Origin of the sequence: Bacillus sp. P14.5 (genome assembly GCF_003316765.1) — a bacterium.
In the GTDB taxonomy this organism is placed as follows: domain Bacteria; phylum Bacillota; class Bacilli; order Bacillales; family Bacillaceae_B; genus Rossellomorea.
Genome location: NZ_NIJF01000113.1, coordinates 55,966 through 78,673 on the forward strand (window position 1 = coordinate 55,966; position 22,708 = coordinate 78,673).

Annotated in this window: 23 protein-coding genes, 1 tRNA gene and 1 pseudogene; 15 read left to right on the forward strand and 10 right to left on the reverse strand. The window is 41.9% G+C overall.

What is annotated here, in order from left to right; all coding sequences use genetic code 11:
- Position 1: 1 nt before the first annotated feature.
- The 6 genes from spoVAE (at position 2) to B9Z54_RS22190 (ending at position 3,456) form a co-directional block, all read left to right on the forward strand.
- Complete coding sequence (gene spoVAE, locus B9Z54_RS22165; RefSeq protein ID WP_113930525.1) at positions 2 to 358, forward strand: stage V sporulation protein AE; 357 nt, start codon at positions 2 to 4, stop codon at positions 356 to 358.
- 289 nt (positions 359 to 647) lie between these two features.
- Complete coding sequence (locus tag B9Z54_RS25960; protein WP_240190062.1) at positions 648 to 1,055, forward strand: DUF421 domain-containing protein; 408 nt, start codon at positions 648 to 650, stop codon at positions 1,053 to 1,055.
- Positions 1,056 to 1,127: 72 nt separating this feature from the next.
- Positions 1,128 to 1,241 (forward strand): YjcZ family sporulation protein, encoded by a 114-nt coding sequence (locus B9Z54_RS22175; protein ID WP_113930526.1) that lies wholly within the window; start codon positions 1,128 to 1,130, stop codon positions 1,239 to 1,241.
- A 517-nt stretch (positions 1,242 to 1,758) separates the two neighbouring features.
- On the forward strand, positions 1,759 to 2,019 hold the full coding sequence (gene spoVIF, locus B9Z54_RS22180) for a sporulation-specific transcription regulator SpoVIF (protein WP_113930527.1): 261 nt from the start codon (positions 1,759 to 1,761) through the stop codon (positions 2,017 to 2,019).
- A 247-nt stretch (positions 2,020 to 2,266) separates the two neighbouring features.
- Entirely contained in the window at positions 2,267 to 2,536 is a 270-nt protein-coding gene (locus B9Z54_RS22185; protein WP_113930528.1) for a hypothetical protein, read from the forward strand.
- Between the two features lie 23 nt (positions 2,537 to 2,559).
- Complete coding sequence (locus B9Z54_RS22190; protein WP_113930529.1) at positions 2,560 to 3,456, forward strand: MBL fold metallo-hydrolase; 897 nt, start codon at positions 2,560 to 2,562, stop codon at positions 3,454 to 3,456.
- 41 nt (positions 3,457 to 3,497) lie between these two features.
- On the opposite strand, the gene B9Z54_RS22195 is transcribed toward B9Z54_RS22190, so the two are convergent.
- From B9Z54_RS22195 to B9Z54_RS22210, 4 genes are all read right to left on the reverse strand, one after another.
- Complete coding sequence (locus B9Z54_RS22195) at positions 3,498 to 4,172, reverse strand: DUF421 domain-containing protein (RefSeq protein WP_113930530.1); 675 nt, start codon at positions 4,170 to 4,172, stop codon at positions 3,498 to 3,500.
- Positions 4,173 to 4,289: 117 nt separating this feature from the next.
- Positions 4,290 to 4,709 carry a GNAT family N-acetyltransferase gene (locus B9Z54_RS22200; protein ID WP_113930547.1) on the reverse strand — a complete coding sequence of 140 codons (420 nt, stop codon included), beginning with the start codon at positions 4,707 to 4,709 and terminating at the stop codon, positions 4,290 to 4,292.
- An 11-nt stretch (positions 4,710 to 4,720) separates the two neighbouring features.
- A complete protein-coding gene (locus B9Z54_RS22205; protein ID WP_113930531.1) occupies positions 4,721 to 5,236 on the reverse strand; it encodes a YjcG family protein in 516 nt (171 codons plus the stop codon).
- Positions 5,237 to 5,534: 298 nt separating this feature from the next.
- Entirely contained in the window at positions 5,535 to 6,260 is a 726-nt protein-coding gene (locus B9Z54_RS22210; protein WP_113930532.1) for an alpha/beta hydrolase, read from the reverse strand.
- A gap of 240 nt (positions 6,261 to 6,500) precedes the next feature.
- Between B9Z54_RS22210 and B9Z54_RS22215 the strand changes: the two genes are divergently transcribed.
- On the forward strand, positions 6,501 to 7,055 hold the full coding sequence (locus B9Z54_RS22215; protein ID WP_113930533.1) for a phosphatidylglycerophosphatase A family protein: 555 nt from the start codon (positions 6,501 to 6,503) through the stop codon (positions 7,053 to 7,055).
- Between the two features lie 101 nt (positions 7,056 to 7,156).
- On the opposite strand, the gene B9Z54_RS22220 is transcribed toward B9Z54_RS22215, so the two are convergent.
- A complete protein-coding gene (locus B9Z54_RS22220) occupies positions 7,157 to 7,432 on the reverse strand; it encodes a hypothetical protein (protein ID WP_113930534.1) in 276 nt (91 codons plus the stop codon).
- Positions 7,433 to 7,584: 152 nt separating this feature from the next.
- Here B9Z54_RS22220 and B9Z54_RS22225 point away from each other — a divergent pair.
- Positions 7,585 to 7,656 (forward strand) — tRNA-Val (locus tag B9Z54_RS22225).
- 1,197 nt (positions 7,657 to 8,853) lie between these two features.
- On the opposite strand, the gene kynA is transcribed toward B9Z54_RS22225, so the two are convergent.
- A complete protein-coding gene (gene kynA, locus B9Z54_RS22230) occupies positions 8,854 to 9,696 on the reverse strand; it encodes a tryptophan 2,3-dioxygenase (RefSeq protein ID WP_113930535.1) in 843 nt (280 codons plus the stop codon).
- A 372-nt stretch (positions 9,697 to 10,068) separates the two neighbouring features.
- Here kynA and B9Z54_RS22235 point away from each other — a divergent pair.
- The 4 genes and pseudogenes from B9Z54_RS22235 to B9Z54_RS22250 all read left to right on the forward strand — a co-directional run bounded on the left by B9Z54_RS22235 (position 10,069) and on the right by B9Z54_RS22250 (position 15,371).
- Positions 10,069 to 11,120: pseudogene (locus tag B9Z54_RS22235) on the forward strand (M42 family metallopeptidase).
- A 261-nt stretch (positions 11,121 to 11,381) separates the two neighbouring features.
- Entirely contained in the window at positions 11,382 to 11,735 is a 354-nt protein-coding gene (gene gsiB, locus B9Z54_RS22240) for a glucose starvation-inducible protein GsiB (protein WP_113930548.1), read from the forward strand.
- A gap of 1,038 nt (positions 11,736 to 12,773) precedes the next feature.
- Positions 12,774 to 13,799, forward strand: a complete 1,026-nt coding sequence (locus B9Z54_RS22245; protein WP_113930536.1) for a DmpA family aminopeptidase — start codon at positions 12,774 to 12,776, stop codon at positions 13,797 to 13,799.
- A gap of 102 nt (positions 13,800 to 13,901) precedes the next feature.
- On the forward strand, positions 13,902 to 15,371 hold the full coding sequence (locus tag B9Z54_RS22250) for a UDP-N-acetylmuramoyl-L-alanyl-D-glutamate--2,6-diaminopimelate ligase (protein WP_113930537.1): 1,470 nt from the start codon (positions 13,902 to 13,904) through the stop codon (positions 15,369 to 15,371).
- Between the two features lie 395 nt (positions 15,372 to 15,766).
- On the opposite strand, the gene B9Z54_RS25965 is transcribed toward B9Z54_RS22250, so the two are convergent.
- From B9Z54_RS25965 to B9Z54_RS22265, 4 genes are all read right to left on the reverse strand, one after another.
- Positions 15,767 to 16,141 (reverse strand): hypothetical protein, encoded by a 375-nt coding sequence (locus tag B9Z54_RS25965; protein ID WP_240190063.1) that lies wholly within the window; start codon positions 16,139 to 16,141, stop codon positions 15,767 to 15,769.
- Positions 16,138 to 16,839, reverse strand: coding sequence for an FUSC family protein (locus B9Z54_RS22255; protein WP_240190064.1), 702 nt, complete (start codon positions 16,837 to 16,839; stop codon positions 16,138 to 16,140). Before B9Z54_RS22255 ends, B9Z54_RS25965 begins: the two co-directional genes overlap by 4 nt.
- A gap of 469 nt (positions 16,840 to 17,308) precedes the next feature.
- On the reverse strand, positions 17,309 to 18,526 hold the full coding sequence (locus B9Z54_RS22260; protein ID WP_113930538.1) for a NupC/NupG family nucleoside CNT transporter: 1,218 nt from the start codon (positions 18,524 to 18,526) through the stop codon (positions 17,309 to 17,311).
- Positions 18,527 to 18,872: 346 nt separating this feature from the next.
- Positions 18,873 to 19,073, reverse strand: coding sequence for a hypothetical protein (locus B9Z54_RS22265; RefSeq protein WP_113930539.1), 201 nt, complete (start codon positions 19,071 to 19,073; stop codon positions 18,873 to 18,875).
- A gap of 307 nt (positions 19,074 to 19,380) precedes the next feature.
- On the opposite strand from B9Z54_RS22265, the gene B9Z54_RS22270 reads away from it, so the two are divergent.
- The 3 genes from B9Z54_RS22270 (at position 19,381) to B9Z54_RS22280 (ending at position 22,456) form a co-directional block, all read left to right on the forward strand.
- The gene (locus B9Z54_RS22270) at positions 19,381 to 19,617 is read left to right on the forward strand and encodes a YueH family protein (protein WP_113930540.1); all 237 of its coding nucleotides are present in this window, start codon (positions 19,381 to 19,383) and stop codon (positions 19,615 to 19,617) included.
- Between the two features lie 85 nt (positions 19,618 to 19,702).
- Positions 19,703 to 21,271: a peptide chain release factor 3 gene (locus B9Z54_RS22275; protein WP_113930541.1), complete on the forward strand. Its 1,569-nt coding sequence runs from the start codon at positions 19,703 to 19,705 to the stop codon at positions 21,269 to 21,271.
- A gap of 204 nt (positions 21,272 to 21,475) precedes the next feature.
- Positions 21,476 to 22,456: a nuclease-related domain-containing protein gene (locus B9Z54_RS22280; RefSeq protein ID WP_113930542.1), complete on the forward strand. Its 981-nt coding sequence runs from the start codon at positions 21,476 to 21,478 to the stop codon at positions 22,454 to 22,456.
- Positions 22,457 to 22,708: the final 252 nt, after the last annotated feature.

The following is a 22,708-nucleotide window of genomic DNA, read 5'->3' on the forward strand; positions in this document are numbered from 1 at the left end:
CATGTTGGCAATGTTTTTTTGGGCATTTATAATAGGCGGCAGCATTTGCGTAATAGGGCAGCTCTTGTTTGATATTGCCAGGTTGACACCCGCTCATACATTAAGTCTGCTGGTCGTTATTGGGGCAATCCTGGCAGGCTTTGGTCTATATGAGCCATTAATTGACTTTGCGGGTGCAGGGGCAACGATTCCAATTACCTCTTTCGGCAATGCATTGGTTCAAGGAGCGATGCAGGAAGCGGATCAGCATGGTCTGGTTGGCGTGCTTACAGGAATGTTTGAAGTGACAAGCTCAGGTATTTCAGCTGCCATCATTTTTGGGTTCATCGGTGCATTGATTTTCAAGCCGAAAGGATGAGGGCAGGTGTCTGAATATTTAGAGGTGGCGCTTAGAAGCCTTTTTGTCTTGATTGCGTTATTTTTTATAACGAAATTACTAGGAAAGAAGCAGCTTTCACAGCTATCTTTTTTGAATACTTTACCGGTATTATCGTTGGAAGCATCGCAGGGACACTGTCAATGGATCTTGACTTGAAGCTGCTTGAAGGGTTGATGAGCATCTTCCTATGGTTCTCCGTGTCATTTATTTTTCTTTCATTTCTCTTAAAAGTATCAGATTCAGGCACTTTGTAGAGGGTAATCCGACAGTGTTCATAGAAGAAGGGAATATCATTGAGAAGGCATTAAAGAAAGAAAAAATTTCCTTGGATGAGTTGCTTGAACAGTTAAGGAAAAAGAATATCTACAGGGTATCTGATGTGGAATTTGCCTTTCTTGATAGTAATGGCGAGCTAAGTGTGCTTCTTAAAAAGGAAAAGCAGCCCCTACTCTATGAAGACGTTTACCCAACCTCATTAAATGTTTTTCCGATCCATTCTGTCATCAGTGACGGAGAAATCGTAAAAAATGGACTGAGGAATGCTGGGTGCACAGAAGCATGGCTTGTAAATCAGCTGAAGCTCAGGCACTTCATATTGGAAAACGTTTTTCTTGCCCAATCTGATTCGTCGGGCAAATTAACCATCGATTTATATGATTGGTCCTCAGACAGGTGATTAAAGAGCCCATACATAGGTAATCATCTCTACATATACTGTAGAAGCCAGAAATAAAGAGAGGTGATAACTATGTATGGGTATGGTTATGGCTGTGGAAACCAAGGATATGGATACGGCTCAACATTCGTATTGATCGTTGTCTTGTTTATCCTTTTGATCATCGTTGGTGCAAGTTTCTGTTAATGAACGGATGAGCAGGTTCCTAGTGAATCTGCTTTTTTATTTGGCATTCTTTGAAAATTTTGCTGCTATTTAATTTTATTCGTAAGTGAACGCCCTGGTTCACAAAAAAGCCCCGGTAAGTAAGAAAAGAGATGGTCTTCCTGAATAGTGAGAAATACCTTAGTATCCGGGGAGAGCAGATCTTTTCTTTTCATGATTACCGTATTTTTTCCTTCTTGGTATAGATATTTCTTCGTAATAGTATCAAATAGCAACAAAGTTTACGATAAGAGCCTTGCAAAAACAGCCTATTATTACCATAGGAGGCTTTTTAAAGCATGTGAATTATGGGGGTTACCAGTGTGCAATCAGCAGGAAGCCAGTGAGGTTAAGGCTGCCCCGACCGGCGCAATGATTTCTGACAATATCATGAGTTACAATTCCAAATACATTAACTCTTGGGCTATACTCTCTGGGCCATGCACCATTCACTGACCTCCTCATACAATATATTAGCTGTAAAGGAGGCGTTTACCCAATGAATAATAATTTCTTTAAAAATATTGAAAAGAAAACCGGTGTCAATATGAATGATGTGCTGGAACTCGCCACATCTCTGCAAAATGCGAATTTTAAAGATGAGAGCACGGTACGCGGGGTCATCAAGAGGGTATCCCAAATCGCAAACAAACCCGTTAATAAAGAGATGGAAGATAAAATCGTTAAATCGATTGTAAGTGATGGAAAACAGTTGGACTTCGGCACCATCTCCAACATGATGAACGACAACAAGAAATAATACAATTATAACCATTGGGTTGCTTACATAGTAGAGCAGGCCTGATGGTTTATTTTTTTGATATCCGGATGGGAGGGATTGGGCAGCATTCTTGACTTCAGTACCAGTGCCCGAGGGCCGTACCTGCTGGAATTGACTTAGCACCTCAAGGTCAAAAGCATACTTTGCAGTGAAAGAAATAGTATTAAGTAAAGGGTTTATAATTTTCCTGCCAGGGGAATTGAAAAGAAAAAGCGAGGTGGACAGTATGGGATATATTGCACCAGTACCCCATTATCAATACATGCAGTACGCAGAACGTGAAGCCAATAAGGATTATGACCCCTTCACATTCATACCGGTCAACCGGATCCAACCCCTTTACAATCAGGATCAGCATAGACAGGAGAACATAGAAACCGGTGAGAATGGACCAGGGTTCAAGCGGATGAAGAATATCACCGGGACGGAAACTGTTTCGGCCGAATTTCTAGCAGATATAACAGGAAAAGGGAAGTACATTAACGAATATGTATAAGAAAAGGAAAGGATGTATTTCCCTTGGAGCTTAAAAAGATCAATGAAAGCTGCTTCTACTTTTCTTCGGCTGTCAATGTCGGGTACATAAATAAAGAAGGAGAGGGGCTGCTCATAGATACAGGGATTGATGACTCTTCTATTAAGAAAGTCTTAAAAATCCTCCAGAGTGAAAATCTGTCTTTAAATTATTGTATTATCACTCATGCACATACAGACCATTTCGGCGGAGCGTCTTACTTAAAGAAAAAGACAGACATTAGAATTTATGCTCCCATTCTGGAAAAAGCTATTATCGAAAATCCGCTAATGGAGCCTGTGTACCTTTGGAATGGAGCATTTCCGCTTAAGGAATTAAGAAGTAAATTTCTGGAAGGAAAACCAGTGGAAGTGGATGAATCAATCGTTGCGCCTGGTGATATGGAAATCGGGCCTTTCAAGTTGGAAGCCGTTCTTCTTCCAGGACATTCAATCGGGCAAGTTGGCATTATCCATAACGAAATCCTTTTTGCAGCAGACGCTTATTTCGGAAAAGAAGCACTGAAAAAACATGTGGTGCCATTTATCACAGATGCAGAACAAACCTTTCTAACCCTTGAAAAGTTGAAAAACTTAAAAGTGGAAGGGTCGGTTCCTGGTCATGGTGAGTTTGAAAAGGACTTTTCAGAAAGCATCGATGCCAATATAGAAGTACATATGGAATTGTTGAAACAGATTTTGAAGCTTTTGGATAAAAATCAAGGCAGGCACACTTTTGAAGGGCTGCTTCAAGAGTTTCTGAATATAAATGATATCGAATCACGTTCACTCGGCCAGTACCTTCTGTATCGGACAAGTTTTACAGCTTACATTACAAAATTGATTCATGATGGATCAGCAAAGGCAGCAGTAGAAAGCAATCAACTCTATATTAACCTTTGAAAAGGGCCTTAAAGGCCTTTTCGGCTTTAGGGCCTAGTCATTCAATATCCCTGCAGCAGTAATTCTTCTCCGTCTTTCCACTCACCAAATAATATCTCTTGTGAAGAAGAAAACCCCTTTTTACTTATTTCATTCAACAGCCATTTTTCATCTATTGCAATCATCTTTAAATTATCATAGAGGATTTCTCCGTCCATAATAACTGATATTGGCATAGAGGGAGATGCGGAAGCAATATTTAAATCTTGTTTTTGGAGAGGGGCGTAATCAGGTTTCTTGATTACACTCAGGCTGCCATCTGTCTCCAAGATAGCATATTCACACTCTCTGATAGAAAAGATGTCTTTGGCTCTCAGCAGCTGCTGCATTTGGTTTAAATCCAGATGATTATTTTTGATTGCTTCAAACTGGATCTGTCCCTTTCGGATGATGATGGAAGGAGTATTTTCAAGAAAGTGTCTAACTCTTCGTGAGCGCTGAGTGGTAAGTTCCGTTATAAATATTAATGCTCCCCATAATGAGATTGCAAATAGAATCTCGATTACTCCACTTTTGTCATCATATAAAGAGTTTCCTACCAATTCCCCTAGAATGATAGCTGAAATGAAGTCGAAAGGAGTAATTTGGGAGATTTGGGTTTTTCCTAATATCCTTGTTAAGATAAGCAGTGCTGCAAATCCTACAATTAATTCGGATGCAATAGCCAAAAAATTCATAACAGGTCTCCTAATATCATTAATAATAGTATTACTTCATTCTCAACAAAAGAGTACCGCTTTATTCATCTGCTCAAACAGAAAAACCGTCTCCACGTATTGGGAGACGGTTTTCTGTTAGTTCAATATCTTTTTCATGGATTTATGAGGTATCCCTGCATCAAGAAATTCATCAGATGTAACGGAGTAACCTAATCCTTCATAAAAAGGGATAGCATGGGTCTGGGCATTCAGGATCAAAGCAGGCACATCCTTGCTGCGTGCATGTTCTTCAATGAAATCCATAATGACTTTCCCTGCGCCTTTTCCGCGGGTTTTTGCCAGCACACAGATTCGTTCTACTTTTCCTTGTCCGTCCTTTAAGCGGAACCTGCCTGCGCCAACTGGTTCATTCTCATCGTATAACACGAAGTGATCCGAGGTGTTTTCAAACTCATCTATTTCTTCTTCAAGGGGCACGTTTTGCTCATGAACAAAAACTTCTTTACGCACTTCCATTGCATCTTGAAGTTCTTTATCAGTTTCAGCCAGAATCATGTTCAAAGTGATTATTCCTTTCCTAAGCGGAATGTTTCATAGACTGTCCAAGAGCCATTTTCAAGCTGATAGAGCAGGTGGAAACGGTCCACAGTTTCTTCATGGTCGATCCCTAACATGCGCAGGGAACCAAAAACATCAGAGTGTTCGTCATCAGAAAGGTTCTGAGCAACAGTAATATGAGGAACAAATGCATATTCAGGTTCATGCCCATTGAAGTCGGCAGTATGCATGTCTTTATGCAGGCCTTCCAGTTCAGGTGTCGATTCTACTTTAAAGTAAATCACATTGTTAACCGGCTGAAATGAACTGATCTTATACACCTTCATATTAAATGGATCGTATTGTTTAGCGATTTGTCTAAGCTTATCTGCTATATCTTTGATACCACTATCATCTGTGCTGAAAACATTTTTCAGAGTCAAGTGAGGCGTGATCAAAGCATAATGGGGATCGTAACGCTTCCGGTACGCATTAGCTTTATCCTGGAGCGATTTAGATGGAAAAATAACGATACCATAATTCATATAAATAGTACCTCCTTGGTCATGAAGTTCATTAAATTCAAAATAATTAAATATATCAGTTATTATATCACAAAAAAAGAGGAAATTAACATAGAGCTAAAGGTGGTATTAATGAGAGCAGGAACTTTGTCTCCTTCCCCCCTGTATTAGAGCAGCCAGAAGGCAAATAAATTTTGGATCTGGCTGCTTCTCCCACTGGCAGCTTTTCAGCAGAAATGAAAAGTGGGAAAAACCTGCGGGTTTCTCTTGAATGAGACGAAATAACAGTTACCTTTTATTATCCCATATTTAGGTCTTCCTATGAGAACATATGCTTCATCGCACGCTTCAAGTCAGGCTGCCAGTATTTCCATGTGTGGCCGCCATCGAATTCTTCATAAAAAGAGGAGAACCTTTCCTTTTTGAAAACTTCATGTAGTTCTCTATTAGGAGTCAGGAAATCTGCAGTTTCCCCGTTGGTGGTTTTCACTTCGGTTTCCTCCTTGCCGATGATATGGTAAAGGTTCAGCAGGTGAGGCTGTCCATTGCGTTTTACTGCCTCAAGTACTTTGTCATTGACATAAGGGGACTGCATGATGACTTTACCGAACGTATTAGGATACTTTAAGGCTGTCATCAGAGATACAGAGGCACCTAAGGAACTTCCCATTAACGCTCTACCCATTCCCATATGGTAAACAGGGTATTGATCATCCAGGAAAGGAACAAGCTCGTGCGCCAGGAAGCGGATATACGCAGCATTCTGCTCGCCATCAGGATGATACTTTCTTCTCCTGTCATGAACATCCTTATAAGGTATTCCAACAATGATCATGTTTTCAACTTCCTGACCGCCGATTAATTCATCAGCCAGCCGTGGAAGTCTGCCAAGCTGAAAGTAGTCCTTCCCGTCTTGGCAGATCAATAACGCGTGCTTATAGAGTGGTGAATAAGAGGGGGGCAAATAGACAAGCATATTTATTTCTTCATTCAATTCCTTGCTGAAGAGGCTGATTTCGTTGATTGTTCCTCTAGAAGAAGTCATTTTTATACCTCCAATGGATAGATTCCAATTTCAAATTCGGCCAATAATATAGCCTTCCAAAAAAGATTGTACCATACTCTATTTCCAAAATCCCTGCAACCGCTCACAAATGAAAGTATTTAGGTGGATAGGTTTAAAACCCGCCAGCTGGAGAAAAAGAAAAGAGGCTGATAGTTTTATAATGCATTAATTGTCAGTATAATATGAAAAAAGAGATATACAGACTTAGGAGGAAAAATAATGACTAAAATTGTTCATTCAAAAGATGTTACATATGCAGCCAGACAAAAACTGGAAGAGCGGGGCGTGTCGATACAGGATATAGCGGAGATTGTCTATCAAATGCAGTACCCTTACCACCCTGAACTCGAAATGGAGGACTGCATTGCAAGTGTTGAGAAAGTTTTGCTGAAGAGGGAAATTCAGCATGCAATCCTGGTAGGAATTGAACTTGATGTACTGGCAGAGAATAAGCAGCTATCAGAACCGCTTCAATCTATAGTAGAAACGGATGAAGGCCTTTTCGGTGTCGATGAAACCATTGCGCTTGGTGCTTCATTAGGATACGGAAGTATAGCTGTAACCACATTTGGCCACCTGGATAAAAATAAAATCGGCGTTATACGGAAACTGGATACGAAAAACGGAAACGGAGTGCATACCTTCCTCGATGATATGGTCGCAAGTATCGCAGCCAATGCAGCGTCCAGGATTGCACACCGCCTGCGTGACATTGAAGAGCAATTCACTGATGAAGAAATAAAAGCGCATGATGAGGAGGAAATCATAGGGTAGAAGAAATCCCGCTAGTTGGTTAGCGGGATTTTTGTATGGACTTAGAAAACACAGGCGGAACACTTCACACTGGCGCTGGGAAAAAGCAAGGCATCAGAATTTCAGAATGTCTGTGTCCTGTTATTCTGGTGTTTCTTTGATGACTCATATTTATTGAGCAGAGATGGCCGGGGAACTCTGTCTGCTGGGAAAGCAGCCAGGATATTTTCCATGTTGAATGTCCGGATCTGATTCCTCAAGTAACAATAAGCTGTCAGGGATTCCTTCTCTGTTTTTAGAATATAGATGGTTCTTTTACTGAACACATCTTCATCCGTTTTATAGATAATCTCAAGAGGAGTGTGATTGTGATATGCCTTACGTATGACCTTCTCCAAAACCGTCGCTCCTTTTTTCTGGAGTTTTTAATAGTATACACGAACATGCGTTCTTTTATGCGTGATTTATTAAAAAAAGTTCAAAAGGTATATTGACAAGCAATGAAATTTTCATATAATAGAATATGTAGCTCAAACAAATTGACTGCCAGGATCTGATAGTTCAGCGGGAGAATACATCCTTGACAGGGATGGGGTCGGGGGTTCGAATCCCTCTCAGATCATACCAAAAAGGCGCTGCTTCTAATGAAGCAGCGCCTTTTTTTCTTAGCTGTTTTCGCATATATGAATGCTTTCGATAAAATCCCAGGAGCCGGATTTTTCCCCTTGGTACCAATAATTTTCTCTCGAAACGGGAAGAGCAGGTATTTTCTTTCATTATCTAAAGTTTATTTCAGTGTAATATGGTTGTTTTTTTCGGAATTTGTATCAAGCAGCAACAAAGTTCACGAAAAGTAATGGGTTCTGTTTTCGAGTGCAAAATAAAAATCACACATCAAAAAGAGGGCCAAATCGCATCGATTTTGACACTCCTTTTTCCTTGGTTTAACGGTATTCTAGCTGGTTAATCTGTTCAATTGGTAATACAAAATGCAACCTAAATAGCAAATGACAGAACTTTTTGTTCTTAAAAATTTTGGAACAATTTCCTATGCACTTTCATTCCCAATATTATAATAAGCGAAAGTATTTATAGAAAGTCAGCAATGATTTGATTGGCACGGAAGGAGCGTGACCTCCTGCGGGACTAGCGTGACAGGTGAGACCAAGGTTACGTACCCACTGGAACGTAACCCCACAGGCGAATCTAGCTCTAGCGGCCAGCGACTAGCAGATTTCGGTCTCTCTCCTTGCTAATCTAGCTGCAAGGCCCAACGGCTAGCGTACTTCCCTGCCTCCTCCTTGCGAATCCAGTTCCGAGGTCCCAACGGCTAGCAGATTTCGGTCTCTCTCCTTGCGATAAGTCATCATCAACTCACTTTGTTCGTTGTGATTCCTTTATCTCATACGAGAGCCCTACAATCTGTACGCCGCTAAGCGGGACCTCTCCACTTTATAAGATAAGTCAACATCAACTCACTACGTTTGTTGTGTTTCCTTTATCTCATGCGGAGTCAGTCCAGTCCGTACGCCGCTGAGCTGGGCCTTTCCACTTTATATAGATAAGTCATCATCGAATCGCTTAAGCTCTTCGTGATTCCTTTATCTCATGCGAGAGCCCTAAAATCTGTACGTCGCTGAACGGCCGCTTCCGCTTTTTATGAAGCCGAGGAGGCTCACTGCACGCCCCGCGGAGTCACGCACCTGGAGTGGAAATCAATAGACATTGTTTTTGGTTGTGAATAACTCAACCATTTCTTTGAATAATTAGAAGTTTGTACTTCAAAACAGAACCCGATATACGAAAAGAGTCTTTTCTTTTACAATTTGGTCCTGACATCCCAAAGCTCAGGAAAAAATCTGTGATCCAATACCTTTTTCAGATAACCTACCCCGGCAGAACCTCCAGTGCCTTTCTTATGCCCAATGATCCTTTCAACTGTTTTCATATGGCGGAAACGCCACTGCTGAAGCCAGTCTTCGATATCGATGAGTTTTTCAGCCAGTTCATAAAGGTCCCAGTGCTCATCAACATTTTTGTATACTGTAACCCATGCGTCTTCAACTGATGAATGAGATGCATATGGAGCAGTGAAATCCCTATTAATTACTTCTTCAGGAATATCCAGCCCAGCCCGGGATAAAGCAAGGATGGATGCATCATATATACCGGGCTTCTTGTATGCCTCAAGAAGTTTTTTATGAAGCTTAGGGTCTTTCTTATAAATTTCCAGCACATGCTTGGTTTTGTATCCGAGCATGAATTCAATCATGCGGTATTGGTACGACTGGAATCCTGAAGCCTGTCCCAGCTTTTCGCGAAACTCCATATACTCAGCAGGAGTCAAAGTGGACAGGACATCCCAGGCCTGGATGATTTGGGATTGTATTTTTGAAACCCTCGACAGCATTTTAAACGCAGGCGACAGTTCCCCTTTTTGAATGGATTCGATACTGGCATCCAGTTCGTGCAAAATGAGTTTCATCCATAATTCACTCACCTGGTGGATGATGATGAACAACATTTCATCATGATGGCCCGACAACCTTTTTTGACTGGTCAGCAGAGAATCCAATTGCAAATAATCTCCGTAAGTCATTTTTTCCAGAAAGTCAGTATGAATGTCCTTATCAAAAATGTCTTCATTCTTTGTATCTCCCATGTTTTCCCCTCCTGATTATGTAAAAGCATTCGTATGATTGGTTAGCGGCCCCTATTTAACAAATTTCGATTAAAAGCGCAAAACTCCTTTAAAAGAATGAATTAATTCTCTTTTGACCTGGCCGCCTTTTCTACTCCTTTTGTTTGATTCTCTGCCCATGGCCGGGGTTCTCGCTATCTGGCAGCAGAAAATGTCTTTATCGCAGCTGTGCTCCATCAACCAGTTTATTGTGATCACCCGCAGCTTTTGCCGTTCTATAAGACCAGTCCGCCTTGGAGAGAGGGTGATGTAATAATGAGGGGCAGGCTTTGGCATTTATGCCGGTCTGCTTTTAGGCTATAATGGAACAAAAGGGGAAAGGAGATTGATTATATGACTACATATCCAAACACAAAAAGTACGATGGAGCTGATCAAACAGCTTGTATCCATCCCAAGCCCATCAGGGAATACAAATACGATTATTTCTTTCGTAGAGGACTATTTAAAGGACACTGGCTATGAAATGTACAGAAACAGAAAAGGCGGCTTGATCCTCAGTATCCCGGGTGAGGATGGCAGCAGACACAGAATGCTGACCGCTCATGTTGATACTCTGGGAGCTATGGTCAAAGATATCAAAAGCGACGGCCGCCTGAAATTGTCCATGATCGGAGGTTTCCGCTGGAATGCTGTCGAAGGGGAATACTGTACCATTGAAACTTCATCCGGCAAAACATTTTCCGGTACCATCCTTATGCACCAGACCTCAGTTCACGTATACAAAAATGCAGGCGATGCGAAGCGTGATGATGTGAATATTGAAGTGCGCATTGATGCAAAAGTTTCTAATCCGGCAGAAGTAAGAGAGCTGGGGATCGAAGTCGGGGACTTTGTCTCGTTTGATCCACGTGCAGAAATCACGGAGAGCGGCTACATTAAATCAAGACACCTTGATGATAAGGCAAGTGTGGGCATGCTCCTTCAATTAATTAAAAAGTAAAAGAAGATAATATTACATTGCCCTATACTACCCACTTCCTTATCTCCAACAACGAAGAGATCGGGTACGGAGGAAACTCCAATATTACACCTGAGACGGTGGAATACCTGGCTGTTGATATGGGGGCACTCGGGGATGGACAGTCCTCTGACGAATATACTGTTTCCATCTGTGCGAAAGACTCCAGCGGTCCGTATCATTTAGGCTTAAGGCAGCACCTGGTCAATCTTGCTAAAGAAAATGACATAGACTACAAGGTGGACATTTATCCTTATTACGGGTCTGATGCATCAGCCGCCATCCGTGCCGGCCATGATATCATTCATGGACTAGTAGGAGCAGGGATCGATGCATCCCATGCTTATGAAAGAACCCATGAATCTTCCTTATTCCACACTGAAAAACTGCTTTATCATTATGTTCAATCGTCGATGACAGAGTAAGAAGAATAGTATAGAGGGAGCCCGCTAATGCAGGCTACCTCTTATTTATTGTCCCTATGTCTGCAATCGACAATATCCGGGGCGTGACTGTCACTGAGAGGAAATATATTGTAATCAGCTCTTTTTCGACCATTTTTGTTTAGATCTTTTTTAGAAGGTTAATACACTAATGTAAGCTTCTTAAAGCTAAATACTAAACTTTTTATAAGGAGAGTGTTTAGATTGGCAAACAACAGAAATGATTCTAAGAACAATGGTAAGATGTCACGCGAAGAAGCAGGACGTATGGGCGGTAATGCTACAAGCCGCAATCATGATAAGGAATTCTACCAAGACATCGGAGAAAAAGGCGGCGAAGCGACAAGCAGCTCCCATAACAAAGAGTTTTATCAAGACATTGGAGAAAAAGGCGGAGAAACAACAAGCCGCAATCATGACAAAGAGTTCTATCAAGACATCGGAGAAAAAGGCGGAGAAGCGACGAGCCGCAGCCATGACAAAGAGTTTTATCAGGATATCGGAGAAAAAGGCGGCGAAGCCACAAGCCGAAACCACGATAAGGACTTCTATCAGGATATTGGCAGAAAAGGCGGAAACCGCAATAGCGATTCCTGATGAGTGAAAATGGCTTTGTCCTTTTATAGAAGAAGTATATGAAATAAGGTATTACAACCTGAAGAGATCTCTGCCGGATTAGGCAGGGATCTTCTTTTTAGAAGTCTCTTTTCTACAAGTTGGCTGCTTATGAGTGCTGGTTGATCCTCCCCGCCTTTTACGAAGCGGAAATCCATTACTCTTAAAAACAGCTGCTATCTTTGGAAAGGCTCTTTTCGTACAGGAGATTTTCTGGGTAAGCAAGAAGAAAAGAGTTTTTCCCCCGTTTAAAGAGAGCGAATCTTTGTATGCGGGAAGGATCCTACACATGGAATATTTTCGAAAGCTACAATAAATGCTAAAACACTCTATTTAAGTAACGGGTTCTGTTTTCGAGTACAAAATAAAAATTACATATCAAAAGGAGTACCAAATCGCATCGATTTTGACAATCCTTTTTCCTTGGTTTAACGGTATTCTTGCTGGTTAATCTGTTCAATTGGTAATACAAAATGTAACCTAAAAAGCAAATGACAGAACTTTTTGTTCTTCAAAATTTGTGGCACGATTTCCTTTGCACTTTTATTCCCATATTAATATAAAGGAGAGTATATATTTTAAGGAAGTCAGCAATGATTTGATTGAAACGGAAGGTGTGTGACCTCCTGCGGGACTAGCGTGACAGGTGAGACCCCACAGGCGAAGCCGAGGAGGCTCACCGCACGCCCCGCGGAGTCACGCACCTGGAGTGGAAATCAATAGACATTCTTTTTGGGTGTGAATAACTCAACCATTTCTTTGGATAATTTGAAGTTTGTACTTCAAAACAGAACCCGTTACTATTTAAGAGGCTTTTTTGTTTTAGAATAAGATTTCACCTTACCCCCTTTACGTAGGAGGATTGGAGCGTAAATCCTTTAATTCTCAACTTCCACAATCTTTGCGAAAAAAACGTTGCGAAAACAGCCCTTTAGAACGAAAATGAAGGGAAAAAGGACGTTTCTGTTGAAATTTAAAGTAAGATGGAAATATACTGGAAAGGAATAATGAGGTGAACGTATGAATAATCTGTTTTCAATAGGTGATTTACCGAGAGGCAAAAATAATTGCATAACAGATGTCGAGGGTGTGAGAGTGGGGCATGTCACTTTGTCAGAAAACCGTGAAAATGGTGAAAAGATCCAGACAGGTGTAACCTCCATCCTCCCGCATGGCCAAAATTTATTTCTCCAGAAAGTACGCAGCGCCAGCTATGTCATTAACGGATTCGGTAAAACTGCCGGTCTCATCCAAGTTGATGAATTGGGTCTGATTGAATCCCCGATTATGCTGACGAATACATTTTCGGTAGGGAATGTATGGCAGGGCACCCTGGAATATATGCTCGATCAAACTCCAGAGATTGGGGAAAGTACCGGATCGGTGAACATTGTTGTCGGAGAATGTAATGACAGTTATCTTAATTCAGTTAGGCTTCAGGCAGTGAAGCCGTCTCATGCAGTGCAAGCCATCAGAGCTGCAACCACAGCCCCTTCTGAGAATGGAGCTGTAGGGGCGGGGGCAGGAACGCTGTGCCTGGGATTTAAAGGTGGAATCGGAACCTCCTCAAGAATTATTAAAGCAGGAGAGGAGACATTCACAGCAGCGAGCCTGGTACAAACCAATTTTGGCAGAAGGGAAGAAAATCATTTCCTGGCTGAACGTCTTAATCCAACTAAAGAAAAGCTCCCAGATGGGTCGATCATGATCATACTTGCTGTGGATGTCCCTATGTCAGACAGACAGTTAAAAAGATTAGCCAAAAGGGCTGTAGTGGGTCTTTCCAGGTCAGGCAGCAGTATCCATCATGGAAGCGGTGATGTCGTCATTGCTTTTACTACTGAAAATAGAGTGGAACATCAGCAAGAAGGAATGTTTGAAGAGATGAAAATGATCAGAGAGGATCATCCAGTCATGAATGACATCTTTAAGGGAGCGGCTGAAGCGGTCGAAGAAGCCATTTTTTCATCAATTTATTATGCGGAAGATACAGAGGGTAGGAAAGGGAGAAGTGCCCCTTCTTTTGGCAGACACTTTAATTGCTGAAAATGCCTCTAGGAAAGAGTGCTCTTTTTCTTCTCAATTTCCCGGTGGTAATATACAATAGAAGGTAAATGATTTCAACAACACATTGTGAGGTTAGTAAATATGAATACATATGAATTGTTATCAACTTTAAAAGTGAAGACCATTTATGGAGAGCTTCCTTCAAATATATCCTACTTACATGTTGATTCACGAAAGGTCCAACACGGTGACATTTTTATTTGTACCAGGGGCTTTACAGTGGATGGCCATGATTACGCTCATGATGCCGTTGAAAAGGGAGCGGTTTTAATCATAGCTGAAAAGCAGCTCGATATCGATTTGGAAAAGGCGGCACTTGTCGTTGTAAAGGATACCTTCAAAGCGATGGGGCAGCTTGTCAATAAATACTATGATTATCCGTCCTTGAAGCTGAATGTATTTGGTGTGACAGGGACAAACGGAAAAACCTCCGTGACAAACCTGATCCATTCCATCCTGCGAAAGGACGGCCAGCGTTCCGCACTTTCCGGCACTATCGGTTTTGATTTGAATGGAGAGTTATTTCCGAGTGAGAACACGACATGTGATGTCATGACCAATCAGGAAATGATTCAGAAGGCATTGGACAGGGATATCGAGAATATGGTATTGGAAGTTTCTTCACATGGGCTTACCCTAGGCAGGCTTTGGGGAGTGGATTTTGATGTGGTCACATTCACGAATCTCAGTCACGATCATCTGGATTATCATCAGACCATGGAGCACTATGGGTATGCAAAAGGGTTGCTTTTTTCTCAGTTAGGCCAAGATTTATCCAAGCCTAAGTATGCAGTTCTCAATAGTGATGATGAATGGTATGACAGATATTCTAAAATGACAGCTCATGAGATCATCAGTTACGGTCTCGAATCCTATGCAGACTTTAAAGCCGAAGAAATCAGCTATTATAACGATTTGACCGTTTTCACACTTCATTCACCTGAAGGAGTATACCAAGTCGAATCCAAGCTGCTCGGTAAATTTAATGTATACAATATTCTCGCTGCCATGGCGAGTCTGTTCGCAAAAGGTATGCCGGTAGAGAAACTGGTGAAGATCATCAAGGAACTTCCACCTGTCAATGGCCGTATGGAAAAGGTAGCTTCCGATGCGCCGCTATCGATGTATATTGACTATGCCCATACTCCTGACGCTATAGAAAATGCTATTCAATCTGTGCTTCCTTTCAAGGAGAATAAAATTATCTTCCTTGTCGGAACAGGGGGAAATAGAGATAAATCCAAACGCCCGGCAATGGCCGAGAAGGCTTCCATAGCGGATTATGTGATCTTGACTACCGATGATCCGCGTTATGAAAGTTATGACAGTATCGTCAACGATCTTGGAAAAGGGATGAGGCATGAGAATTTTGCGCTGATCGGTGATCGCGAAGAAGCCGTTCAACACGCAATCGATGTAAGCGAACCTGGTGATATCATCATTTTTGCCGGTAAGGGCCATGAAGATTATCAAATCATCGAAAATACTAAGTATCCGCACAGTGACAAGGAGATTGCCATTCAGCGCTGTAAAGAGAAATACGGTATATAAAAAGCCAAGGAGTTCCTTGGCTTTTTTTTTGCGGCTGTTTTCGTGGGTTTTTCCTCTGTACACAATCGGCTCTTTTTGTCGAAAGCCTTTTACAATTGCCGGCTTGTAATCTTAAACTTCTTTAGTTTGGGCTCTTTTCGTAAACTTTGTTGCTTTTAAAATGAGTTGGTAAGGTAAATCACCTTTAATATCCTGGTAAGCAAGAAAGAAAAGAGCTGCTCACTCTGCTTAGAGAGAAAACATCATTATCCTGGGAAAAATCCGGCTCTTGGGATTTTTCCGAAAGCAACAATGTATGCGAAAACAGTCTTAGTTTATGAAGGTGAAGATTACGCCGCTGGAACTTTAGATCCTTGCGCTGCTTTTATTGGATCATTTTAAACGTGTTGGCAGCGTCATCCGTTTTCGGATTGCATCAGCTCTGTATCATTCCTATGCTGCATGGCGTAGATATGTGAAAGCTCCTCCGTTAAATCCTGGATAGAAAGCAATTCATAAAGCAAAATGGTTTCTGTCGAGAAAAAATGGTGATGGTCGTTTTCTTTGACTTCTTTTAATTGTGAGCGGATATCCCAGAATTCTTCAAGAAGATCCTTGTATTTATGATAATGCTCCTTTGAAATAAAATGTGCGGGGTCCTGGATGATCTCTACCAATGACTGTACAGCGGCAATAACCTTCGTCTGCTTCTCCTCATCCCACTTGATATCGTGCTGGGGAAGAAGGATTAGATTGCCTAAGTGATAATGAATTTGTCTTAATATACTCATTTTTTATTTTCGTAATGGAATAATTTCATATCTTTCCGGCTGTGGCGGTGGTATTTCCATTCCTTTCGCTGATACCGGCAGAGCTTCTCAATCGTATCCATCGATTTATTCACTTCCTGAAATGAGATACGAGTCTTGAATTCCGTCTGTTTAGCCAGAACTAGCTCGATTACCCTGCTTTCAAGAAGGTTTCCTGTTTTTACAAATAAATTGTGAATCATCGTAGTGATCCGCGGTGAATAATTTGGGGGAAGAACAAAGATATTGACAAGTGTGGATATGATAAGGCCGATGCTCGTTGAACCCAATCTGGATACGAAGGATAAAAGGTAATGATCATTTGTAGTGGGTATCATCGCGACAGCAGTCAACGTAGCGACTAGCATGCCATCCTCCAAATGCAGTTTATGACATATGACAATGGTGAACAAGGTAGCCAGAGTATAAGTTACCGGGGTATCACCAAATAGGGATGTAAAGAGAATGGCCAGCGCAGCCCCTATGGCGGAAGCGGGAAAACGGATCAGGCCTTTTCTGATAGAATCCGCAGCAGTAGGTTCAACTGTCACAATGGCTGTAATCACAGCAAAAGCCGTCGGAAGATTAAGCCAATAACAGATGAGGGCCGTCACAAAAACAGCGATGGCCGTTTTGATCACTCTGCCTCCAATGATGTTGAATTTCTTTATCTTAAACATAGAAAATCTCCTTTTTCTCCAGCTTTCAGTATAGAAAAAGTTGAGTTAGAAAGCAAAAAACAAAAAGAGGCTGGGACAAAACCTTATAAAAAGCTCTTTTCAAAAGAATGTGTCTGAGTATAAAGAAAGGATTTCCGCTCCAGGTGCACGACTCCGCGGGGCGGGCGCTGAGCCTCCTCGGCTTTGCCTGCGGGGTCTCACCTGTCCCGCTAGTCCCGCAGGAGGTCGCACACCTTCCGCTCCAATCCGCCTACGATCAGGAACTGGCGGATAACCTAATCTAAAAAATAACATGTTTAAGGTAAGAGCCTAATAACAAAACCGCATGAGATCAAGTATATAACCTTAATCTCATGCGGTTTTATTTTCGATGATTTCTACTTGCATCAATTAGTTTTCTACTTTTGTCCCAGCCTCTTTTACTCTTTATTACTAATAACTCTTTGTATTGTTGTTTATAGCAGATTACTTACACAAACATACCCGCAATGGCCGCGCTCAGCAGTGAAGCAAGTGCTCCAGCTGCGATGGCTTTCAAACCTAGACGCGCGATGTCTTTCCGGCGGTTAGGGGCAAGGTTGCCAAGTCCTCCAAGAAGGATGCCAAGTGAAGAAAGGTTGGCAAAGCCGCAAAGAGCGAAACTGATGATAGCAACAGTTTTTTCGGACAGATCCCCAATCTGAGGAGCAAAATTTGAATAAGCAACAAATTCATTGATGACCAGCTTCTGGCCAATGAAATTCCCGGCAAGGACCGCTTCGCCCCAAGGTACCCCTATTGCAAATGCCAAAGGAGCGAAAACATACCCAAGTATTAATTCCAGAGACAGGTTGTCGATTCCGAACAATCCGCCGAATAAACCGAGAATACCGTTGATTAATGCAACAAGCGCGATAAATGCAAGAAGCATTGCTCCGATATTCAATGCCAGTTGAAGTCCGACTGAAGCTCCTCTTGCGGCAGCATCAATCACGTTCGTGGACTCAGAGTCCGTTTCCATTTCAAATTCTTTGGGCTCTGGCTTATCGTCCGTTTCAGGAATAAACAACTTCGCCATTACCAAGCCGGCTGGAGCAGCCATGAAGCTTGCCGCAAGCAAATACTCAAGCGGCACGCCGAGCAATGAGTAGCCGATTAAGACCGAACCGGCTACTGAAGCAAGTCCTCCTGTCATGACAGCAAACAATTCGGATTCTGTCATTTTAGGAAGGAAAGGGCGTACAACTAATGGAGCCTCGGTCTGGCCGACAAATATGTTTGCAGCAGCCGACATGGATTCCGCTTTCCTCGTTCCAAGAAGCCAGGAAAGTCCTCCACCCAAGATGAAAATGAACACCTGCATGATTTTCAGATAATACAATACTGATATCAATGAAGAAAAGAAAATGACTACAGGCAGAACGTTGAATGCAAATACAAAAGCTATATTCGAATCATCTGTGAACAATCCGCCGAACAGGAAGTCGATGCCTTCGTTGGAGTAGTTGATAATATTATTGACTACTTTCGTAAATCCTTCCAATACCGATTGTCCCCAGCCTGTTTCCAAAACGATAAAAGCAAAGAACAGCTGAATGGCAAGGCCGCCAAGTACCGTCCTCCAGTTGATGGAACGCTTATGCGTGGAAAAGATGAATGCTATGGCCATAACAACCAAAATACCTAAGATACCCCAAATATACTGCAAATCTCTCACCTCTTATGTAATATTCTTGCTAGGATAGTAAGATTACTTTAAAATTTTCTTCATGTAAACCCTTAATTTGCACTTTTTGTCGAAAGCATTCTTAGTATGTTGAATTTCAGGCATTTTATCCAAGATACCAATATAATAATGAGGAAAAGGTGGAACAATTCTGAAATATTGCCTTGAGTTGGAGGGCAGTGGAAACGGGATATCTGTGCATTTCTTAAACTTTACTGTGTTTTCATTTGAATTCCTAAATTTCCGTAAATAGTGATCAAATGAGAAATCAGTTTCTTCTGCGTTTGATGAGAAACTCCTTAGTATCGAGAAGCGTCTTTTAGAAGGTTCATTTCAAAAAGAATGTTGCTTTGAAGGTTTTTTCTTCCTCCCCTTTTACGGAGAAGGATTGGAGCGGAAGGCGTACGGCCTTCTGCGGGATTAGCGGGACAGGTGAGACCCCCATTCTAGTTGCAGCGCCCAGCCCCTCTGTGTCAAATAACCCAAAGCCAATAAAAGGGAAGACCGCCTTTTTTCCGCTTTGGAACATTTGCCTGTCGGGCCTGATCAGGGCGCTTCAACTTTTTATACAGGTGAAGCCGAGGAGGCTCAACGCCCGCCCCGCTGAGTCGTGCGCATGAAGCGGAAATCCATTCCTTTTAAACATCCACAATCTTTGCAAAAGAGCCTTTGATAATAACCAGAAGGCTCTTAACTTAGGAATGTTCCGGCAGCATGCATGAAACCAGCAAATAAGATAACAGCCTGTTTAAAAACCGGCTGTGGATAAAATACTATTCCCTTTAATCATTAATTCAATCGTTCATACAAGAATTAAAAAAGAAAGGATGATCAGGATGAAAATAAGAAAAAGCTTTGCTGGAGGAAGGGAACGAAAAGTCTTCATTTACGAGAATAAAAAAGAGGAGTACTTCATGGTGGCCATTCCTGATATTGGATGGTCGATTGATTTTACATATGAAAGCGATATGCTGAAGGAGAAACTGGAGCACTCAATATCCTCTAACAGAATTACGGTCGAGGAGTCAACTGAACTGGCATCCCGGATTTATAATTGGACAAGGGAAATGTAGTTTAGGTTTCAGTTTATATTGCAAACAGGAGCAGGAAAGAATATGATGAAGAGTGAGATTTTAAAGATGAGAGGGTTATTTTTTCATGAATAAACTAAAAGATGAAGTTCTTTCGAGAAGAACGTTCGCTATAATATCGCATCCCGATGCCGGGAAAACCACTTTAACTGAGCAGCTGCTGCTATTCGGCGGTGCCATCAGGGACGCCGGAACGGTTAAAGGAAAGAAAACAGGAAAGTTTGCGACCTCCGACTGGATGGAGATCGAGAAGCAGAGAGGAATTTCAGTGACTTCTTCCGTCATGGCATTTGACTACGACGGCTATCGTGTCAACATCTTGGATACTCCTGGTCACCAGGATTTCAGTGAAGATACATACCGGACACTGATGGCAGTGGACAGTGCTGTCATGATCATTGACTCTGCAAAAGGTATAGAAGCACAGACTATCAAGCTGTTTAAAGTCTGCCGAATGAGAGGAATTCCAATCTTTACCTTCATTAATAAACTGGACCGCCAAGGAAGAGAACCTCTTGAGATTCTTGAAGAATTGGAAGAAGTACTGGAGATCGATTCCTACCCTATGAATTGGCCGATTGGGATGGGAAAAGAATTCCTTGGTATCTATGACAGACATCATAATCGTATTGAACAATTCAGGGTGGAAGAGGAAGAAAAGTTCCTTCCCCTTGACGAAAACGGAGAACTTATTGGTGATAAAGAGCTGAAGTCATCCGGGCTTTATCAGCAGGCGCTTGAAGATGTCCAGCTGTTGAATGAGGCAGGAAACGACTTTTCCAAAGAGAAAATTGCCAATGGAACACTGACGCCTGTCTTCTTCGGAAGTGCGTTGACGAACTTCGGTGTCCAGACATTCCTGGAAACCTATCTGCAGTTCGCACCTTCTCCTCAGCCGAGGAAAGCCGATGTGGGAGCAGTGGATCCGGTAAAAGAAGAATTTTCCGGATTCATCTTCAAAATCCAGGCTAATATGAATCCCGCTCACCGGGACCGCATAGCGTTCGTCCGGATTTGTTCAGGGAAGTTCGAAAGAGGGATGAGCGTTACCCTCTCAAGAACGGGGAAATCAATTAAGTTGTCGCAGTCCACACAATTCCTGGCTGATGACCGGAGTACAGTGAATGAAGCGGTCAGCGGCGACATCATCGGACTGTATGATACTGGAACGTATCAAATAGGCGATACAATTGTGGAAGGCAAAGAACTTCTTCAGTATGAGAAGCTTCCTCAATTTACACCAGAGCTGTTCATGCGGGTCACGGCAAAGAATGTCATGAAACAGAAACACTTCCACAAAGGCATTCATCAACTGGTTCAGGAAGGCGCCATCCAGTTATACAAAACATTGAGAACTGAGGACATCATCATCGGGGCCGTTGGACAGCTTCAATACGAAGTGTTCGAACACCGTATGAAAAATGAATACAATGTCGATGTCATCATGGAAAACATCGGAGGAAAAATCGCGCGCTGGATTGAAAACGAATCAGATGTAAAAGATTCAATGTCCAGTTCCCGAAGCCTGCTGGTAAAAGACAGGCATGACCGTCTGGTATTCTTGTTTGAAAATGATTTTGCCATGAGGTGGTTCCAGGATAAGAATCCTGAAATCAAGCTGTACAGTTTGTTATAAGTTTGAGTTTTTAAAAGCAGAGGGAGATGTTTTTTCCTCTGTTTTTTTGTTGTCTTTTTGAGTAAGTGTTGCGGCTCCTCAAATCAAGGGGAGTCAATTACCAAGCAGCTAACCTGCTGTCCAGAAGTAATAAAATTTTACGAAGAAATTTATAGGAAGGAAAATGAATATGGTATAAAATGGACAAGAAAGGAGAGATGCTAATTGATATTGAAAAAAAGAGTAGAATCTGAGGAATTGAAGTTATTGAAATATTTGAATGCCAGAACTTCGCTGTCAAAAAAGGACCAAAAATCGTTAATTGCTTCTGAAAAAGGATACCAGGGAGAAGGGATGTTTGATGAATGGGCCCTGCCCCTGGAAAATGAGCTGGCGTTCCTGAACGATTTGCTGCTGGAACATCAGGGCTCGATATTCCAAATAGATTCCTGCGCCCTGGCCTCTAAAACAATCTTCCACTTTGAAGTGAAAAACTTTGAAGGAGATTACCAGATTAAAAACGGTAACTGGATCAGCCCCTCCGGTGAAGAAAAGAAAGATCCCTTGATTCAATTGAAAAGGACGTCATCACTGATTCGCCAGTATACACAGCAACTTGGATTTCACTACAATGTAGAATCATATCTTATTTTTATTAACCCCGAGTTTTACCTTTATAACGCTCCCGATAACCCTTCCATTATTTATCACCCACAGTTAAACAGGTTCATGAATAACCTTCAGAGCCGGTCTCTGAAGGTTAGTAAATCAGATTTGAAACTTGCGGAAAAATTGCGTTCACAACATATTCTGGAATCTCCTTATCTGCGGCTTCCTAAATATAGTTTTGAGGATTTGCAGAAAGGGATTCTTTGTCCGGGGTGTCATGGGTTTTATGAGGCAGGGTCAGGAGTATCGCTTGTTTGTCATAGATGTGGGCAAAAGGAACTTAAGACAGCAGCTATCGTAAGGACGGTTGAGGAGTTCATTCTCTTATTTCCCGAAGAAAAACTGACCACTAATAAGATACAGGTCATGTGTGGGATTATAAGCGATAAAAAGGTTATTAGAAAGGCTCTTTCTAGACATTTTACAATGAAGGGATATGGAAAACATTCGTATTATTTAAGAATAAAGCAAAATGAATCTTATAGAGACCCAAGAACATTAAAAAGTGCAGGGAAGCGGTCCCAAGGAAGCTTTTAGAGACCCAAGAAACTTGAAAATAGCAGGGGAGAGGTCTCAAGGAGGCTTCTAGAGACCCGAGAATCTTGAAAATGGCAGGGAAGAGGTCTCAAGGGAGCTTCTAGAGACCCGAGATTCTTGAAAATGGCAGTGGAGAGGTCTCAAGGAAGCTCTTAGAGACCCAAGAACATTGGAAATGGCCGGGAAGAGGTCTCAAGGAGGCTTCTAGAGGCCCGAGAATCTTGAAAATAGCAGGGAAGAGGTCTCAAGGAA

Coding starts and splice junctions, on each gene's coding strand:
- spoVAE (WP_113930525.1), top strand. CDS start 2: ATGTTGGCAATGTTTTTTTGGGCATTTATAATAGGCGGCAGCATTTGC.
- B9Z54_RS22175 (WP_113930526.1), top strand. CDS start 1,128: ATGTATGGGTATGGTTATGGCTGTGGAAACCAAGGATATGGATACGGC.
- spoVIF (WP_113930527.1), top strand. CDS start 1,759: ATGAATAATAATTTCTTTAAAAATATTGAAAAGAAAACCGGTGTCAAT.
- B9Z54_RS22185 (WP_113930528.1), top strand. CDS start 2,267: ATGGGATATATTGCACCAGTACCCCATTATCAATACATGCAGTACGCA.
- B9Z54_RS22195 (WP_113930530.1), bottom strand. CDS start 4,172: ATGAATTTTTTGGCTATTGCATCCGAATTAATTGTAGGATTTGCAGCA.
- B9Z54_RS22200 (WP_113930547.1), bottom strand. CDS start 4,709: ATGATTCTGGCTGAAACTGATAAAGAACTTCAAGATGCAATGGAAGTG.
- B9Z54_RS22205 (WP_113930531.1), bottom strand. CDS start 5,236: ATGAATTATGGTATCGTTATTTTTCCATCTAAATCGCTCCAGGATAAA.
- B9Z54_RS22210 (WP_113930532.1), bottom strand. CDS start 6,260: ATGACTTCTTCTAGAGGAACAATCAACGAAATCAGCCTCTTCAGCAAG.
- B9Z54_RS22215 (WP_113930533.1), top strand. CDS start 6,501: ATGACTAAAATTGTTCATTCAAAAGATGTTACATATGCAGCCAGACAA.
- kynA (WP_113930535.1), bottom strand. CDS start 9,696: ATGGGAGATACAAAGAATGAAGACATTTTTGATAAGGACATTCATACT.
- gsiB (WP_113930548.1), top strand. CDS start 11,382: ATGTCACGCGAAGAAGCAGGACGTATGGGCGGTAATGCTACAAGCCGC.
- B9Z54_RS22245 (WP_113930536.1), top strand. CDS start 12,774: ATGAATAATCTGTTTTCAATAGGTGATTTACCGAGAGGCAAAAATAAT.
- B9Z54_RS22250 (WP_113930537.1), top strand. CDS start 13,902: ATGAATACATATGAATTGTTATCAACTTTAAAAGTGAAGACCATTTAT.
- B9Z54_RS25965 (WP_240190063.1), bottom strand. CDS start 16,141: ATGAGTATATTAAGACAAATTCATTATCACTTAGGCAATCTAATCCTT.
- B9Z54_RS22255 (WP_240190064.1), bottom strand. CDS start 16,839: ATGTTTAAGATAAAGAAATTCAACATCATTGGAGGCAGAGTGATCAAA.
- B9Z54_RS22265 (WP_113930539.1), bottom strand. CDS start 19,073: ATGTTCCAAAGCGGAAAAAAGGCGGTCTTCCCTTTTATTGGCTTTGGG.
- B9Z54_RS22270 (WP_113930540.1), top strand. CDS start 19,381: ATGAAAATAAGAAAAAGCTTTGCTGGAGGAAGGGAACGAAAAGTCTTC.
- B9Z54_RS22275 (WP_113930541.1), top strand. CDS start 19,703: ATGAATAAACTAAAAGATGAAGTTCTTTCGAGAAGAACGTTCGCTATA.